A 16181-nucleotide genomic window follows, 5' to 3' on the forward strand; every position below is an offset into this window, starting at 1 on the left:
CTAGACTCGGCCCATTCCAAGAAAAGGTAGGCCGCCATGTCCGAGACGCTGCTCAGTTCCCGCAATCTGGCTTTCGAGCTGTATGAAGTCCTTGATGCCGAGGGCCTGACCCAGCGCGAACGGTTTGCCGAGCACAACCGTGAAACCTTCGACGCGGCCATCGGCACGGCGCGCAGCATCGCCGAAAAATACTTCGCACCCCACAACCGCAAGAACGACGAAAACGAACCGCGCTACGAAAACGGCCAGGCCATCCTGATTCCGGAAGTGAAGCCGGCGGTGGATGCCTTCCTCGAGGCCGGTTTCCTCAATGCCGCGCGCAGCTTCGAGGCCGGCGGCATGCAATTGCCGACGTTGTTGTCCCAGGCTTGCTTTGCGCATTTCCAGGCGGCCAACGCCGCTTCGACGTCTTATCCGTTCCTGACCATGGGCGCCGCGAACCTGATCGAAAGCTTCGGCAGCGAGGAGCAGAAACAACGCTTCCTGCAGCCGATGATCGACGGTCGCTTCTTCGGCACCATGGCCCTGACCGAACCTCACGCGGGCTCATCGCTGTCGGATATTCGTACACGCGCAGAGCCGGCGTCCGACGGCACCTATCGGCTCAAGGGCAACAAGATTTTTATCTCCGGCGGCGACCATCCGCTGTCGGAAAACATCGTCCACATGGTCTTGGCGAAACTGCCCGATGCGCCACCGGGCGTGAAGGGCATCTCGCTGTTTATCGTGCCCAAGTTCCTGGTCAACGCCGACGGCAGCCTCGGCCGGCGTAACGACGTGCTCTTGGCCGGACTGTTTCACAAGATGGGCTGGCGTGGCACCACGTCCACAGCGCTGAACTTCGGCGACAACGGCGAATGTGTCGGTTACCTCGTAGGAAAACCGCACCACGGCCTGAGCTACATGTTCCAGATGATGAACGAGGCGCGGATTGGCGTCGGCATGGGCGCGGTGATGCTGGGTTACGCCGGCTATTTATATTCCCTTGAGTACGCCCGCGAACGCCCGCAAGGCCGGGTGCCCGACAGCAAGGACCCGACCACCGCGCCGGTGCCGATCATCCAGCACGCCGACGTGCGCCGCATGTTGCTGACGCAAAAGGCGTATGTGGAAGGTTCGTTCGACCTCGGCCTGTACGCGGCCCGGCTGTTCGACGACACCACCACGCTGGAAAGCGAAGCCGAGCGCCGAGCGCGCCCATGAATTGCTCGACCTGCTCACGCCGATCGTCAAGTCATGGCCGTCGGAGTTCTGCCTGAAGGCCAACGAACTGGCGATCCAGATCCTCGGCGGCCATGGCTACACCCGCGAATACCCGGTGGAGCAGTATTACCGCGACAACCGCCTGAACCCGATCCATGAGGGCACCCACGGCATCCAGTCCCTGGACTTGCTGGGACGCAAACTGGCGCAGAACGGCGGCGCCGGGCTCAAGCAACTGATTCGGCTGGTGGCCGACACCACCGAGCGCGCCCAAGCGTATGAATCGTTAACGCCCTTGCGTCAGCCGCTGGAAGCCTTGGTAGCGCGCCTGCAAACAGTCACCCTCGGCCTGCTGACCGACCTGGCCCAAGGCAAGGTCAACAGCAGTCTCGCCAATTCGGCGCTGTACTTGAAGGTGTTCGGGCACATGGTGATCGGCTGGCGCTGGCTGGAACAGGCGATTCGTGCCGAGGATGGCTTGGCCAAGGGGAACGCGGCGGATGTCGACTTCTATCAAGGCAAACTGCAAGCGGCGCGGTACTTCCTGACTTGGGAAGTGCCGGGTTGCCAACATGAACTGGCAATTCTTGAGGCGCGGGATGATACGTGTCTGGGGATGCGGGATGAGTGGTTCTGAGCCGGGTCTTGTGGCGCGGCTGATATCCAATCGCGAGCAAGCTCGCTCCCACAGAGGCTGCGACTGAACACAAAATCGGCGTACCCCGCCGATTCACTGTGGGAGCGAGCTTGCTCGCGAAAGCGGTACGTCAGTTGCCAATGATTTGCCTGACCCACCGCTTTCGCGAGCAAGTCGGATCGCCGCACCGCCGCTCCCACAGTTTGATCGCTGCCAACCCTCGGCCTTCAGGCCTGCTGAATGGTCTTGGCAATTACCTCGACCGTCGCGCTGACCTGCTCCTGGCACCGATCAAGCTCCGCTCGGTGCTGCTTCTGCATTTCGATCTGCTGCGAACACAGGTTCATGGCCGCCAGCACCAGCAGGCGGTCGCCGATCAATGTCGGGTATTTGCGCTTGGTGTCGGCCAGGGCTGCCTTGAGCATCGAAGCGGCGTCCAGCAACGCCTGCTCCTGCCCGGCCGGCGCCTTGATCGAATAGTCCTCCCCCAGGATCGAGACGACCGTCACTCCGTCGGCGACGTGCTTCATGCGCCAACCGTTGCGCTGCTGGCGCGTTCGATCAGGGTCTGGATGCGGGCAGCGGTGCTGCCATGCAATTCTTCCTGCTCCATCAGGTTCAGTTGCAGGCTTTCGTTTTCATCCTTGGCCTTGGCCAGTTCGGCGCTCAGGGTTTCGTTCAGGCCGGTGAGGTGACGGTTCTGTTGCACCAGGTCGGTGACCAGTTGCTCCAGTTGGCTCAGGGATGCTTCCAACATATTGATTTCCAGGCTTTTTCAAGGGGCGCGTACGATAAAGAAAAGTCACCGCGGATGCCACGACTTAGGCTGCGGTGCTTCGCTCGCGAGTTTTAGAGACTATGAGCCAGGAATCTGGTTCCTACCCTTCGTCGCCCCGTCGCGCAGCCGTGCGACAAAAACACGCACCGCCCTCAAGACTTGGATAGCCAGACCGATAATTCAGTGAAACCAGTCACAGTCCCGCACGGACGCGCATCTTCACGGTACCTCCAATGTCCTTACGTAATATGAACATCGCGCCGCGGGCGTTCCTGGGGTTTGCCTTGATCGGCGCCCTGATGCTGGCCCTGGGCGTGTTTGCCTTGAGCCAGATGAGCAAGATCCGCACGTCCGGCGAAAACATCGTCGAAAACAGCGTGCCGAGCATCAAGGCCCTGAACGAATTCACCCAACTGACCCTGCGCCTGCGCGTGCTGTCGTATCGCTTGCTGACCAACCGCGAAGCGGACACCCAGCAAAAAACCTTCGATTTGTTCGAGCAACGCAACCAGCAGATCCGCACGGCTCAAAGTAACTATGAAAAGCTCATCAGCGCTCCGGAAGAACGGGCCGCCTATGATCAATACGTGCAGTTGCTGAATCAGTACCGTCAACTTGAAGAACGCATGAAGACCCTTTCACGCAATAACCAGGTCGACGAACTGCGGACCCTGCTCGGTAACGACCTGCAGACCAATTCGGAAGCCGTCAACGCGGTCCTGGCTCGCCTGACCGAGATCAACGACCTGCAAGCAGAAGCCTTCAATAAAAGCGCGGCGCAGCAGTACTCGACGGCTTTCACCTGGGTCGTGACAATGTTGATCGTCGCCACTGGCCTGACCCTGCTCTTCGCCTGGCTGCTGACCAACAGCATCACCAAGCCGATCGCCAACGCGTTGGACGCCGCCGAGGAAATCGCCAAGGGCAACCTGACCCGGCCGATCACCGTCGACGGCAGCGACGAAGCCGGCCGCCTGCTGCGCGCCATGGCGACCATGCAGGACAAGCTGCGTGACACCTTGCAGCGCATTTCCGGCTCGGCCACGCAATTGGCTTCCGCCGCCGAAGAGCTCAACAGCGTCACCGACGAAAGCGCCCGTGGCCTGACCCAGCAGAACAACGAAATCGAACAAGCCGCCACCGCGGTCAACGAAATGACCAGCGCCGTGGAAGAAGTTGCCCGCAACGCGGTCAGCACCTCGGAAGCGTCGAGGAACGCCACGACTTCGGCAGGCGACGGCCGTGATCTGGTACAGGAAACCGTCGGTGCCATCGAACGCATGAGCGCCGATGTACAGAGCACCGCCACGCTGATCGGCAACCTGGCCGATGAATCCCGCGACATCGGCAAGGTGCTCGACGTCATCCGAGGCCTGGCCGACCAGACCAACCTGCTCGCCCTGAACGCCGCCATCGAAGCCGCCCGTGCCGGTGAAGCCGGTCGTGGTTTCGCCGTGGTCGCCGACGAAGTCCGCGCCCTCGCCCACCGCACCCAGCAGTCGACCAGCGAGATCGAACGCATGATCGGCAGCATCCAGAGCGGCACCGAACAGGCCGTGGATTCGATGCGCAACAGCACCGAACGCGCCGAATCGACGCTGAACATCGCCCGCGGTGCCGGCATGTCCCTCGACACCATCAACAGCGCCATCGTCGAGATCAACGAACGCAACCTGGTGATCGCCAGCGCCGCCGAAGAACAGGCCCAAGTGGCCCGCGAAGTGGACCGCAACCTGGTGAACATCCGCGACCTGTCGGTGCAATCGGCCACCGGCGCAAACCAGACCAGCGCCGCGAGCGCCGAACTGTCGCGCCTGGCGGTGGATTTGAACAGCATGGTTGGGCGGTTCAGCCTTTAACCCGCGTAAGGGATGATAGTGAGCAATCATCTGCCTGGGTTTTGTGGCGAGGGAGCTTGCTCCCGTTGGGCCGCGTAGCGGCCCTTGTCTCTCATCGCCGACAACCCTTGTGGCGAGGGGATTTATCCCCGCTCGAGTGCAAAGCGCTCGCCTTCCGACTGCATGGCAGTACAGCAGTGGGGCTGCTTCGCAGCCCAGCGGGGATAAATCCCCTCGCCACAAGGCTGTGCCCAGCCCCCCTAGCCCCAAACCTTTTTTGACAGCATCACATTTCAACAGGTTAGAATCGCTGGCACGCAGACTGCATGGTCAGTTTGTGCCTGTCCCTTGATTCCCGGAGTACTGCCTTTGACCGCGACGACCATCAACAGCCTGTTCTTGATCGGCGCGTTGCTGGTGGGTGCGAGCATCCTGGTGAGTTCTCTTTCGTCCCGCCTGGGCATCCCGATCCTGGTGATCATCCTGGCCGTGGGTATGGTCGCCGGTGTCGACGGCGCCGGTATTCTTTTCGACAACTACGCAACGGCCTATCTGGTCGGCAACCTGGCACTGGCGGTCATCCTGCTGGACGGTGGCTTGCGCACGCGGGTCTCGAGTTTTCGCGTGGCGTTGTGGCCGGCGTTGTCGCTGGCGACGGTGGGTGTTTTGATCACCACGGGGCTGACCGGCATGGCGGCGGCGTGGCTGTTCAACCTCAACTTGATCCAGGGCTTGCTGATCGGCGCGATTGTCGGCTCCACCGACGCCGCGGCGGTGTTCTCGCTGCTCGGCGGCAAAGGCTTGAACGAGCGGGTCAGCGCCACGCTGGAAATCGAGTCCGGCAGCAACGACCCCATGGCGGTGTTCCTGACCGTGACGCTGATCGGCATGCTTGCCAGCGGGGAAACCGGCCTGCATTGGAGCCTGCTCGGGCATCTGGTGCGCGAGTTCGGTATCGGTGCGCTGCTCGGCCTGGGCGGCGGTTGGTTGATGTTGCAGTTGGTCAACCGTATCAACCTGGCCAACGGCCTCTACCCGATCCTGGTCATCAGCGGCGGCCTGGCCGTGTTCGCCCTGACCAACGCCCTGCACGGCAGTGGCTTCCTGGCGGTGTACCTCTGCGGCCTAGTGCTGGGCAATCGCCCGGTGCGCAGCCGCCACGGCATCCTTCACATGCTCGATGGCATGGCCTGGCTGGCGCAGATCGGCATGTTCCTGGTCCTGGGCCTGCTGGTCACGCCCCATGACCTGCTGCCCATCGCCCTGCCCGCCCTCGGCCTGGCCTTGTGGATGATCCTGTTCGCTCGCCCGCTGTCGGTCATGGTCGGTCTGTTGCCGTTCAAGGCGTTCCACGGTCGTGAAAAAGCCTTCATTTCCTGGGTCGGCCTGCGTGGCGCGGTGCCGATCATTCTTGCGGTGTTCCCGCTGATGGCCGGTTTGCCCCACGCGCAGCTTTATTTCAACCTGGCCTTCTTTATCGTGCTGGTCTCGCTGCTGGTGCAGGGGACGAGCCTGCCGTGGGTCGCCAAGCTGTTGCATGTGACCGTCCCGCCGGAACCCTTGCCGATTTCCCGGGCGGCGCTGGAAGTCCATGTCACCAGCGAGTGGGAACTGTTCATTTATCGCCTCGGTGCCGAGAAATGGTGCATCGGTTCACCTTTGCGCGACCTGAAAATGCCCGACGGAACGCGCATCGCGGCCCTGTTTCGTGGTCAGCAGTTGCTCCATCCGTCGGGTAGTACGGTGTTGGAAGTCGATGATTTGCTGTGTGTTATCGGCCATGAACACGACTTGCCAGCCCTTGGAAAACTGTTCAGCCAGGCACCGCAACGAGGTCTGGATTTGCGCTTCTTCGGCGACTTCGTGCTCGAAGGAGACGCCCAGTTGGCCGCGGTCGCAGCCCTCTACGGGTTGAAGCTGGACGGCATCGATCCGGACATGACCCTGGGCCGTTTCATTGCCCAGAAAGTGGGCGGTGCGCCAGTAGTCGGCGACCAGGTGGACTGGAACAACACCCTGTGGACCGTCGCGGTCATGGACGGGAACAAGATCGGCAAAGTGGGCGTCAGATTCCCCGAAGGAAGTCGCCCGGGTCCCGGCTTGTTCCTCTAAACTGCTCTCCATTCTCACTTGCTTGACCGGTCTCTATGCCTACCCTGCGCTCCTTTCTTGCCGTCGCCCTGCTGGGCTTGAGTCTTTCCATCTGCACGGTGCACGCCGCTGAACCGCCCACCAGCGCTTCGGTCCAGGCGAGCCTGGACAAGATCGCCGATCGCAAATTGCCAGAGGCCGACCAGAAGGCCCTGCAGGCCGTCTTGCAGAACACCCTGGCCCAGCTCAGCAACAAAGCTGACTACGAACAGAAACTGGTTGCCCTCAAGCAACAGTTGGCCAGCGCACCCAAGCAGAACATCGAGAACCAGCGCGAGCTGGCACGGCTCAAGAGCTCTAATGCGGTGCCGGTGGCGCAGCGCTACGCCAACCTGCCGATTCCCCAGCTCGAACAGATGCTGACGGAGCGCTCCACCCAGCAGAGCGACCTGCAAAAAGCCCTGGCCGATGCCAACAGCCTGGTCATCACCGCCCAGACCCGTCCCGAGCGCGCCCAGGCGGAAATCGCCAGCAGCCAGACCCGAATCCAGCAGATCAACGCCACCCTCAAGAGCGGCAGGGATGCAGGCAAAGCCTTGAGCGCCGAGCAGCGCGACCAACTCAACGCCGAGCTGGCGGCACTCAACGCGCTGATCCCCTTGCGTCGCCAGGAACTGGCCGGCAACAGCCAGCTGCAAGACCTGGGCAACAGCCAGCACGACCTGCTGAGCGAAAAGATCGATCGCATGGAGCAGGAAATCCAGGACCTGCAAAACCTGATCAACCAGAAACGCCTGGCCCAGTCCCAGGAGACGGTGACGCAGCAATCCATCGAAGCGCAGAAGGCCGGCGGCAGCAGCCTGCTGGCGACCGAAAGCACAAACAACCTGAAACTCTCCGACTACCTGCTCAAAAGCACCGATCGGCTCAACGAAGTGACCCAGCAGAACCTGCAGACCAAGCAATTGCTGGACAGCGTCACCCAGACCGATGCCGCGCTGGACGAGCAGATCAGCGTGCTCAAGGGCAGCCTGCTGCTCTCCAAGATTCTCTACAAACAGCGCCAGACCTTGCCGCGCCTGAAGCTCGACCAGAACCTGGCCGACCAGATCGCCGACATTCGCCTGTACCAGTTCGAAGTCAGCCAGCAACGGGAGCTGCTGAACAACCCTGGGGCTTACGTCGACAGCCTGCTGGCGTCCCAACCGTCCGAGCAAGCCACTCCGCAACTGCGCAAGGCCTTGCTTGAACTGGCCCTGACCCGGGTCGACCTGCTGGACCGCCTGAACCGCGAATTGAGCGCGGTGCTCAACGAATCCATCACGTTGCAGCTCAACCAGAAACAATTACTCAGCACTGCCCAGAGCCTGCGGGCCACCCTTGAAGAACAGATGTTCTGGATCCCCAGCAACAAACCACTTGATTTCGAATGGATGCGCGGCGTGCCGGCTCGCCTGGAAAAACAGGTCGACTCGCTGCCCTGGGCCTCGAGCCTGAGTGAACTGGCCGATGGCCTGACCCAGCGGCCCTTGCTGTTCCTGCCCCTGGTGCTGCTGATCGGCGTGCTGCTGTGGCGGCGCAAGAATCTGTATGCGCGCCTAAACAAAGTCCACCAGGATGTCGGCCACTTCAAGCGCGACAGCCAGTGGCACACGCCCCAGGCGATCCTGATCAACATCTTGTTGGCGATGCCGGTGGCGCTGGCGCTGGCTTTGTGCGGCTACGCCTTGCAGATCGACGCCCGCGGCCAGAACACCAACCTCGGCGCGGCCCTGCTGCAGATCGGGCAGGCTTGGCTGGTGTTCTACACCGCCTATCGAATCCTCTCCCCGGGCGGCGTGGCGGAACTGCATTTCCGCTGGGAAAAACCCCAGGTCGAATTCCTCCAGGTCTGGATCCGTCGGCTCGGGCTGGTGGTCCTGGCCTTGGTGGCCGTGGTGGCCGTGGCGGAATTGCAGCCCTCGGCCCTGGCCGATGACGTGCTCGGCATGCCGGTGGTGCTGACCTGCTACGCCTCGATGGCTTGGCTGCTCAGCCGACTGCTGCTCAGCAGCCCGACGCACCAGAACACCTCGCTGTTCCGCAAGGCCGTCGGCGTGCTGTTCACCGCGTTGCCGATCGCGTTGTTCGTCGCCGTCTGCTTCGGCTATTACTACACCGCGCTGAAACTCAGTGATCGCTTGATCAACACGCTGTACTTGCTGATGTTCTGGCTGGTGATCGAGGCCACCTTCGTGCGCGGTCTCTCGGTTGCGGCGCGGCGCCTGGCCTACCAGCGCGCCCTGGCCAAGCGCCAGGCGGCCAAGGAGGCCGGCGATGGCGAAGCGGTGGTCGAGGAGCCGACCCTGGACATCGAAAAGGTCAACGAGCAATCCCTGCGCCTGATCCGCCTTGCCTTGCTGGGCGGCTTCATGGCCGCGCTGTACTGGGTCTGGTCGGACCTGATCAGTGTGTTCTCGTACCTGGACAACATCACCCTCTACGAATACACCAGCGGCACCGGCGTCAACATGAGCATGGTGCCCATCAGCATCGGCGACATGCTCGGCGCGCTGATCATCATCGGCATCACCTTCGCCCTGGCGCGCAACCTGCCGGGCCTGCTGGAAGTGTTCGTGCTGTCGAAGCTGAACCTGGCCCAGGGCAGCGCCTACGCAACCACCACGCTGCTGTCCTACGTGATCGCCGGCGTCGGTTTCGTCACCACGCTGTCCACCCTCGGCGTGAGCTGGGACAAGTTGCAATGGCTGGTGGCCGCGCTGTCGGTGGGCCTGGGCTTCGGCATGCAGGAGATTTTCGCGAATTTCATCTCCGGCATCATGATCCTGTTCGAGCGTCCGGTGCGTATCGGCGACACCATCACCATCGGCAACCTATCGGGCACGGTGAGCAAGATCCGCATCCGTGCGACGACCATCACCGACTTCGACCGCAAGGACATCATCGTCCCGAACAAGACGTTCATCACCGGGCAGCTGATCAACTGGTCGCTCACCGACACCGTCACCCGGGTCACCTTGAAACTCGGCGTGGACTACGGATCGGACCTGGACCGGGTCCGCGAGCTGCTGCTCAAGGCCGCGCGTGACAATCCGCGCGTCTTGAAGGAGCCGGAGCCGATCGTGTACTTCCTGAACTTCGGTGAAAGCACGCTGGACCATGAGCTGCGCATGCATGTGCGCGACCTTGGTGACCGCAACCCGGTGCTGGACGAAATCAACCGTTTCATCAATCGGGAATTCAAGAAGGAGCACATCAACATCTCCTTCCGGCAGATGGAAATCTATCTGAAGAATCTGCAAGGCCAGGAATACAAACTGGTGCCTGCCGAGCCCGAGAAAAAGACCATCACACCCGTGCCTTCGGCGGTCGCCAGCATCAAGCCGGTGCCCGAGCCGCCACAGGATGCGCTCGACTGATAACGGGGAGCCTGCGGGCGTCCCGCCGGAGACGGCCATGAAAACGCTGGAAACGCTGACTTTCGATAACCGTTTCGCCCGCCTGGGCGACGGTTTCTCGGCCCACGTGCTGCCCGAGCCCATCGACAACCCGCGCCTGGTGGTTGCCAGCCCGGCGGCCATGGCGTTGCTGGACCTGGAGCCGGCAGAAGCCGAGACACCGCTGTTCGCAGAGATCTTCGGCGGCCATAAGCTCTGGGCCGAAACCGAGCCGCGGGCGATGGTGTATTCGGGGCATCAATTCGGTCACTACAACCCGCAACTGGGCGATGGCCGCGGGTTGCTGCTGGGCGAGGTGTACAACGAGGCCGGCGAGCACTGGGACCTGCACCTCAAGGGCGCCGGCCAGACGCCGTTTTCCCGAATGGGCGACGGACGCGCGGTGCTGCGCTCCTCGATCCGCGAATTCCTCGCCTCCGAAGCCCTGCACGCGCTGGGGATTCCTACGACGCGTGCGTTGTGCGTGATCGGCTCGGACACCCCGGTGTGGCGAGAAAAGCAGGAGCGCGCCGCCATGGTGCTGCGCCTGGCGCCGAGCCATGTGCGCTTCGGGCATTTCGAATATTTCTACTACACCAAGAAGCCGGAGCTGCAGGCCACCCTGGCCGAGCATGTACTGAACCTGCACTTCGCCGAATGCCGGGAGCAGCCGGAACCGTACCTGGCGATGTACCGTGAGATCGTCGAGCGCAACGCCGAGCTGATTGCCAAGTGGCAGGCCTACGGTTTCTGCCACGGCGTGATGAACACCGACAACATGTCGATCCTGGGCATCACCTTCGACTTCGGACCGTTCGCCTTCCTCGACGATTTCGACGCCAACTTCATCTGCAACCACTCCGATGACCAGGGCCGCTACTCGTTCAGCAACCAAGTGCCCATCGGCCAGTGGAACCTCAGCGCCCTGGCCCAGGCCCTGACGCCTTTCATCAGTGTCGAAGCCCTGCGCGAGACGCTCGGTTTGTACTTGCCGCTGTACCAGGCCCATTACCTGGACCTGATGCGCCGCCGCCTCGGCCTGACCGTCGCCGAAGAGGAGGACCAGAAACTGGTGGAACGCCTGCTGCAACTGATGCAGAACAGCGGCGTCGACTACAGCCTGTTCTTCCGCCGCTTGGGCGAGCAATCGCCGGAGCAAGCCGTCGCCACCTTGCGCGATGACTTCGTCGACCTGAAGGGTTTCGATGCCTGGGCCGAGTTGTATGTCGCCCGGGTCAACCTGGAAGGCCCCGTTGATCAAGACCAGCGCCGCGCTCGCATGCATGCGGTCAATCCGCTGTACGTGCTGCGCAATTACCTGGCACAAAAAGCCATCGACGCCGCCGAGTCAGGCGACTACGAAGAAGTCCGCCGCCTGCACAGCGTGCTGAGCAACCCGTTTGAAGAACAACCGGGGATGGACAGCTACGCCGAGCGGCCGCCGGAATGGGGCAAGCATCTGGAGATCAGTTGCTCGTCGTAACCCTGTGGCGAGGGAGCTTGCCCCCTTGCCACAGTGAGTGCGCCAAGCTTTCAAATAAAGGTCTCAACCGATACGCCAAAGCGCTCCGACAACCAGCGAATCTGCCTTAAATTCAGCTGGCGTTTGCCACTCAATATCTCCGACACCACCGACTGGGCGCCTATACCCGGCAAATCGCTCTGGCTCAAACCGTGCTCACGCATCAGATAACGAAGGGTTTCAACGCCAGTTGCCTTGGGCATCGGCCGGTGTTGATGGTCCCAGGCCTCGATCCATTCACCGATGATGTCAACCAGGCTCATCAGTGGATGGGCTTCATCTTCGCCAACCAATTCCAACAGTTCATCGAGCGCTCCGACCAAGCGGTCGTAATCGTCTTCGTCCCTGGGCTTGCGCAACAGGGGCGACACAAACTCCCAATGAGCGGCGACTTGTTCAATCAGTGCACTCATCCCTTCTCCTCCTTCCATTTGCCTCTATCGTATTCCCGATGGTCGAGCACGCATTTGATATAGAGGCGTTGGGGTCGATATCGAATCACCGCTATCAGCCGCAACTTGCTTCCTCCGATGTCAAACACGTGTAGCGGACCGACCTTATCAGTTGCCGGAAATATGGATTTCATCGCCGCGTAATCCGCCGGGCTGTTGCGCTTGATCAGCCGATACCATTGATCCAGCGCATTGGCAGAATGCGGCCATTTCTCCTTGGCCTCCCAAATGCGCTTCTCAGTGATCAGATGCATGCAACATCCTTATCGCATTTTGCTATAGGGGAGTTAAACACAAAACTGGCGCATCGCAAATTGCGATAGCGCCAGTCAGATAGACGGGTTGATTTGCAGAATTTCAGCCTAGTCGCCGAAAGCTCCAGCCCCTTGGAAGAAATGTGAGCAGGTATGAGCCATGTGCTTACCCCGCCTTATCATTCCCCTGTTCGGGCGTCTCGATCCCTGATTCCGCTTCTTCGCCAGCCGGCTCCGCCGGTGGTTTTTCCTCGGGATAACCGGGCATGCCGCGGGCGTCTTCCGGGGTCAATTCATCGCGATCATGGCGACTGTCGGTGGCATAGGCCGGGGCGGCGTTGGGGTCTTCGTCGCGGCCGGCGGTGCCGAGGACAAAGCCGTCGTCATTGGGGTTGTCCAGTGCCTGGGGGGTGGTTGGGTCTTGAGGGTTGCTCATGGGACCTCCTGGTTGTGAACAGGTATGACTTTTGAGGGCGCCGCGCGCCTACAGTGCGGCGCACCTGATGAATGGCAACCCGGAGAAGGCAACGCCCAGCGCCCTACGCCATATCGCTGTGACTGAATTCCTCGGCCAGGAAATCAATCAGCGTGCGCACCGACGGCAGCAACCCGCGCCGTGAAGCAAAGATCGCATGAACGATCCCGCACTTCGGCGTCCAGCCCGGTACCAGCTCCACCAGCCGTCCGGCAGCAATGTCCTCGCGCACCACCACGCTGGGCAAATGGGCGACGCCAATACCCGCCAGCACGGCATGCCGCAGGGCCAACAGGTCATCAGTGACCATGCGCGGCTCATGGCGGATCAATGCGCGGGCGCCGTCCGGGCCGAACAATTCCCACTGGTATTCCCGCTGCGCACCGCCCCAATGCACGCTCGGCAAGCCGTTGAGGTCCGCCGGGGACGCCGGTGAAGACAGATGCTGCACAAATGCCGGGCTGCCCACCAGGCATTGAGTGCTGTTGCTCAGCACTTTCATGACCATGTCGGTGTTTTCCAGCGGCGGAAAGCGCACCCGCAGGGCGATATCGAAACCTTCATGGATCAGGTCGACCCGGCGGTTGGTGCTCTCGATGAACAGCTCCACCCGCGGATATTTGAGCATGTAGCGAGTCAGCATCGGCCCGACCCAGCTGTTGAGCAGCGCTGTCGGACAGCTGATGCGCACCAGCCCCTGGGGTTCGGAGCGGTTGCGCTCGATCACTTCGGCGGCGCTCTCGGCCTCGACCCGCATCGCCAGGCAACGCTGGTAATAGGCCTGGCCGATCTCGGTCAACGTGCAATGGCGGCTGGTGCGATGAAGCAAACGCACCCCCAGCCGCTCCTCCAACAGAGCAATACGCCGGCTCAGCTTGGATTTTGGCATGTCCAGCGCCCGACCGGCCGCAGCGAATCCACGGTGCTCAACCACCTGGGTGAAGTAGTACAGCGTGTTGAGATCTTCGATGATCGTTCTCCAAATAGAACGCTAAGGCTGATTTTCGCAGTCTAGCGCATCAAAGGTGCCAGTTTTAATCTACACACATCGAAACGCAACACGGATTGAAACCGGCGCTTCGGCCAGATGAGTCACCGATCAATCGCTGCACCGGCATTAAAAACCTTAACCACGCCGAAACCTTCGGCAACCAAAACTTAATGAGGGCTACGCCATGACTACTTCCTACAACCGTCTCGACAAAGATAACGCCGCCGTTCTGCTGGTCGATCACCAGGCTGGCCTGCTGTCGCTGGTACGCGACATTGACCCGGACCGTTTCAAGAACAACGTGCTGGCGCTGGCTGACTTGGCAAAATACTTCCAACTGCCAACCATCCTCACCACCAGCTTCGAAACCGGCCCCAACGGCCCGCTGATGCCAGAACTCAAGACCTTGTTCCCGGACGCTCCGTACATCGCTCGCCCTGGTCAGATCAACGCTTGGGACAACGAAGACTTCGTCAAGGCAATCAAGGCCACCGGCAAGAAACAACTGATCATCGCGGGTGTGGTGACTGAAGTCTGCGTCGCCTTCCCGGCCCTGTCGGCCCTGGCCGAAGGTTTCGAAGTATTCGTGGTCACCGATGCCTCCGGCACGTTCAACGAACTGACCCGTCAATCGGCCTGGGACCGCATGTCCTCGTCGGGGGCACAGCTGATGACCTGGTTCGGCCTGGCCTGCGAACTGCACCGCGACTGGCGCAACGACGTGGAAGGCCTGGCGACCCTGTTCTCCAACCACATCCCGGACTACCGCAACTTGATGACCAGCTACAACACGCTGACCAACGGCAAATAATCAGCAAACCAATACCCCTGTGGGAGCGAGCTTGCTCGCGATAGCGCCCTGACAGTCGATGCAATATTGGCTGACACACCGCCATCGCGAGCAAGCTCGCTCCCACAAGGTTTTGTGGCGGCTTCTATATAGTGTTCAATCCATGCCTAATGATTTTCCGTGGAGACTGACCCGATGCTGATCCCCTGCCCCCACTGCAACGGACTCAACCGCATCCCCGCCGAACGCCTCGGCGACCAGCCCAAGTGCGGTCGCTGCAAGGCGCAATTGCTGTTGAACACACCCTTCGACCTCAAGCAAGGCGACTACGCCAGCCAGATCAAGGGCGACCTGCCGTTGCTGGTGGACGTCTGGGCGGACTGGTGCGGGCCGTGCAAATCCTTCGCGCCGGTGTTCGAACAGGCCGCCGCGCAGTTGGCGGGCAAATGCCGGCTGGCCAAGCTCGACAGCGAGGCCAATCAGCAGTTGTCGGCGCAGCTGGGGATCCGTTCGATTCCCAGCTTGATTCTGTTCAAGGATGGCCGGGAGGTTGCGCGCCAGAGCGGGGCGTTTCCGTTGCCGCAGTTGATGAGTTGGCTGCGCAGCCAGGGGATTTGAAGCCATGGGATAAGCGTGGGAGCGGGCTTGCTCGCGAATGCGGCGTGTCAGTCGACATTTATGTGCCTGAAACACCGCATTCGCGAGCAAGCCCGCTCCCACATGGGATTTGCATGATCAGTCAGGCGCTTTCCAGCAGGCTATGCAACTCCACGAACTGCTGGGTCAGTTTATGCCGCGGGTCCAGGTGGATCAGTGGCAGGCTGGCCTGGTGCGATTCACGCATGCGCACCGAACTGCTCAGGTACACCGGCAACACCGGCAGGCCTTCGGCGATCAGCTCATCGAGAATCTGTTGCGGCAGGCTGGCGCGGGCCTGGAACTGGTTGACGACAATGCCTTCGACTTCCAGCGCTTCGTTATGGTCGTCCTTGAGTTCCTCGATTTCCGCCATCAGGCCATACAGCGCCTGGCGCGAAAAACTGTCGCAGTCGAAGGGAATCAATACGCGATCAGCGGCGATCAACGCTGAAACCGCATAGAAATTCAAAGCCGGCGGCGTATCCAGGTAAATCCGGTCGTAATCCTCGTCCAGCTCTTCGAGCAGCTTGCGCAGCTTGTTGATCTTGTGTTTCGCCTCGAGCTTGGGCTGCAGGTCCGTCAGCTCCGCCGTGGCGGTGATGACGTGCAGGTTGTCGAAAGGCGTTTCGTAGATATCGACCTTGTTCTTTTTCGAAAAGGGCCCCGATGAGAGGGTCTGCTTGAAAAAGTCGGCGATGCCCATGGGAATGTCGTCGCCCGTCAGGCCGGTCAGGTATTGAGTGGAATTGGCCTGGGCGTCCAGGTCGATCAATAGCGTGCGATAACCCTCGCTGGCGCTCACGGCCGCCAGATTGCAGGCGATGCTGGACTTGCCCACGCCACCCTTCTGATTGAACACCACACGCCGCATGTCAAAACCTCCGTGTATCAAAGATGACCGAGTGTAGTTGCCCAAGACACCGCTTCGCTACCTTGCACACGGATGGATTACCGCATTGGTGGCTTTTTCAGACAACCAAGCGTCAATTACCCCAGCGATTGCCGGAAGGAACTGACAGACACAATCGTCACAATCGCAACAATGTGCGTGCCGGAGCCGGGCCCGACCAACCG

General features: G+C 61.2%; 12 protein-coding genes and 3 pseudogenes. 8 read left to right on the forward strand and 7 right to left on the reverse strand.

The window, feature by feature from the left end:
- Window positions 1–36: 36 nt before the first annotated feature.
- Window positions 37–1840 (forward strand): annotated as a pseudogene (locus AB4N42_RS00470) (acyl-CoA dehydrogenase).
- Between the two features lie 227 nt (window positions 1841–2067).
- On the opposite strand, the gene AB4N42_RS00475 reads toward AB4N42_RS00470, so the two are convergent.
- Complete coding sequence (locus tag AB4N42_RS00475) at window positions 2068–2370, reverse strand: cell division protein ZapA (protein ID WP_030140934.1); 303 nt, start codon at window positions 2368–2370, stop codon at window positions 2068–2070.
- Entirely contained in the window at window positions 2367–2597 is a 231-nt protein-coding gene (locus tag AB4N42_RS00480; RefSeq protein ID WP_030140935.1) for a hypothetical protein, read from the reverse strand. The genes AB4N42_RS00475 and AB4N42_RS00480 overlap by 4 nt, the downstream gene beginning before the upstream one ends.
- Window positions 2598–2917: 320 nt before the next feature.
- Between AB4N42_RS00480 and AB4N42_RS00485 the strand changes: the two are divergent.
- The 5 genes and pseudogenes from AB4N42_RS00485 to selO all read left to right on the forward strand — a co-directional run.
- A pseudogene (locus AB4N42_RS00485) lies at window positions 2918–3574 on the forward strand (MCP four helix bundle domain-containing protein); the annotation flags it as partial.
- 303 nt (window positions 3575–3877) lie between these two features.
- Window positions 3878–4477, forward strand: a pseudogene (locus AB4N42_RS00490) (methyl-accepting chemotaxis protein); the annotation flags it as partial.
- Window positions 4478–4825: 348 nt separating this feature from the next.
- On the forward strand, window positions 4826–6568 hold the full coding sequence (locus tag AB4N42_RS00495; protein WP_030140938.1) for a potassium/proton antiporter: 1743 nt from the start codon (window positions 4826–4828) through the stop codon (window positions 6566–6568).
- Window positions 6569–6603: 35 nt separating this feature from the next.
- Window positions 6604–9966 (forward strand): mechanosensitive channel MscK, encoded by a 3363-nt coding sequence (mscK, locus tag AB4N42_RS00500; protein WP_460115716.1) that lies wholly within the window; start codon window positions 6604–6606, stop codon window positions 9964–9966.
- 37 nt (window positions 9967–10003) lie between these two features.
- Complete coding sequence (gene selO / locus AB4N42_RS00505; protein ID WP_460115717.1) at window positions 10004–11467, forward strand: protein adenylyltransferase SelO; 1464 nt, start codon at window positions 10004–10006, stop codon at window positions 11465–11467.
- Window positions 11468–11517: 50 nt separating this feature from the next.
- Here the strand turns inward: selO and AB4N42_RS00510 are convergent, their stop codons facing one another.
- The 4 genes from AB4N42_RS00510 to AB4N42_RS00525 all read right to left on the reverse strand — a co-directional run bounded on the left by AB4N42_RS00510 (window position 11518) and on the right by AB4N42_RS00525 (window position 13660).
- Window positions 11518–11919, reverse strand: a complete 402-nt coding sequence (locus AB4N42_RS00510) for a helix-turn-helix domain-containing protein (protein ID WP_030140941.1) — start codon at window positions 11917–11919, stop codon at window positions 11518–11520.
- Complete coding sequence (locus tag AB4N42_RS00515) at window positions 11916–12212, reverse strand: type II toxin-antitoxin system HigB family toxin (RefSeq protein ID WP_460115719.1); 297 nt, start codon at window positions 12210–12212, stop codon at window positions 11916–11918. The genes AB4N42_RS00510 and AB4N42_RS00515 overlap by 4 nt, the downstream gene beginning before the upstream one ends.
- A gap of 166 nt (window positions 12213–12378) precedes the next feature.
- A complete protein-coding gene (locus AB4N42_RS00520; RefSeq protein WP_460115720.1) occupies window positions 12379–12648 on the reverse strand; it encodes a hypothetical protein in 270 nt (89 codons plus the stop codon).
- A gap of 103 nt (window positions 12649–12751) precedes the next feature.
- Window positions 12752–13660 carry a LysR substrate-binding domain-containing protein gene (locus AB4N42_RS00525; RefSeq protein WP_198797428.1) on the reverse strand — a complete coding sequence of 303 codons (909 nt, stop codon included), beginning with the start codon at window positions 13658–13660 and terminating at the stop codon, window positions 12752–12754.
- A gap of 202 nt (window positions 13661–13862) precedes the next feature.
- On the opposite strand from AB4N42_RS00525, the gene ycaC reads away from it, so the two are divergent.
- Window positions 13863–14489: an isochorismate family cysteine hydrolase YcaC gene (gene ycaC / locus AB4N42_RS00530; RefSeq protein WP_030140945.1), complete on the forward strand. Its 627-nt coding sequence runs from the start codon at window positions 13863–13865 to the stop codon at window positions 14487–14489.
- A 174-nt stretch (window positions 14490–14663) separates the two neighbouring features.
- The gene (gene trxC / locus AB4N42_RS00535) at window positions 14664–15086 is read left to right on the forward strand and encodes a thioredoxin TrxC (protein WP_460115722.1); all 423 of its coding nucleotides are present in this window, start codon (window positions 14664–14666) and stop codon (window positions 15084–15086) included.
- A 121-nt stretch (window positions 15087–15207) separates the two neighbouring features.
- On the opposite strand, the gene AB4N42_RS00540 is transcribed toward trxC, so the two are convergent.
- Window positions 15208–15978 (reverse strand): ParA family protein, encoded by a 771-nt coding sequence (locus AB4N42_RS00540; protein ID WP_323155252.1) that lies wholly within the window; start codon window positions 15976–15978, stop codon window positions 15208–15210.
- Between the last annotated feature and the right edge of the window lie 203 nt (window positions 15979–16181).

The organism is Pseudomonas sp. H2_D02 (assembly GCF_054677635.1).

What these genes read in the sequence shown, in the direction of transcription:
- AB4N42_RS00475 (WP_030140934.1), bottom strand. Translation starts at nt 2,370, where the DNA reads ATGAAGCACGTCGCCGACGGAGTGACGGTCGTCTCGATCCTGGGGGAG.
- AB4N42_RS00480 (WP_030140935.1), bottom strand. Translation starts at nt 2,597, where the DNA reads ATGTTGGAAGCATCCCTGAGCCAACTGGAGCAACTGGTCACCGACCTG.
- mscK (WP_460115716.1), top strand. Translation starts at nt 6,604, where the DNA reads ATGCCTACCCTGCGCTCCTTTCTTGCCGTCGCCCTGCTGGGCTTGAGT.
- selO (WP_460115717.1), top strand. Translation starts at nt 10,004, where the DNA reads ATGAAAACGCTGGAAACGCTGACTTTCGATAACCGTTTCGCCCGCCTG.
- AB4N42_RS00510 (WP_030140941.1), bottom strand. Translation starts at nt 11,919, where the DNA reads ATGAGTGCACTGATTGAACAAGTCGCCGCTCATTGGGAGTTTGTGTCG.
- AB4N42_RS00515 (WP_460115719.1), bottom strand. Translation starts at nt 12,212, where the DNA reads ATGCATCTGATCACTGAGAAGCGCATTTGGGAGGCCAAGGAGAAATGG.
- AB4N42_RS00520 (WP_460115720.1), bottom strand. Translation starts at nt 12,648, where the DNA reads ATGAGCAACCCTCAAGACCCAACCACCCCCCAGGCACTGGACAACCCC.
- ycaC (WP_030140945.1), top strand. Translation starts at nt 13,863, where the DNA reads ATGACTACTTCCTACAACCGTCTCGACAAAGATAACGCCGCCGTTCTG.
- trxC (WP_460115722.1), top strand. Translation starts at nt 14,664, where the DNA reads ATGCTGATCCCCTGCCCCCACTGCAACGGACTCAACCGCATCCCCGCC.
- AB4N42_RS00540 (WP_323155252.1), bottom strand. Translation starts at nt 15,978, where the DNA reads ATGCGGCGTGTGGTGTTCAATCAGAAGGGTGGCGTGGGCAAGTCCAGC.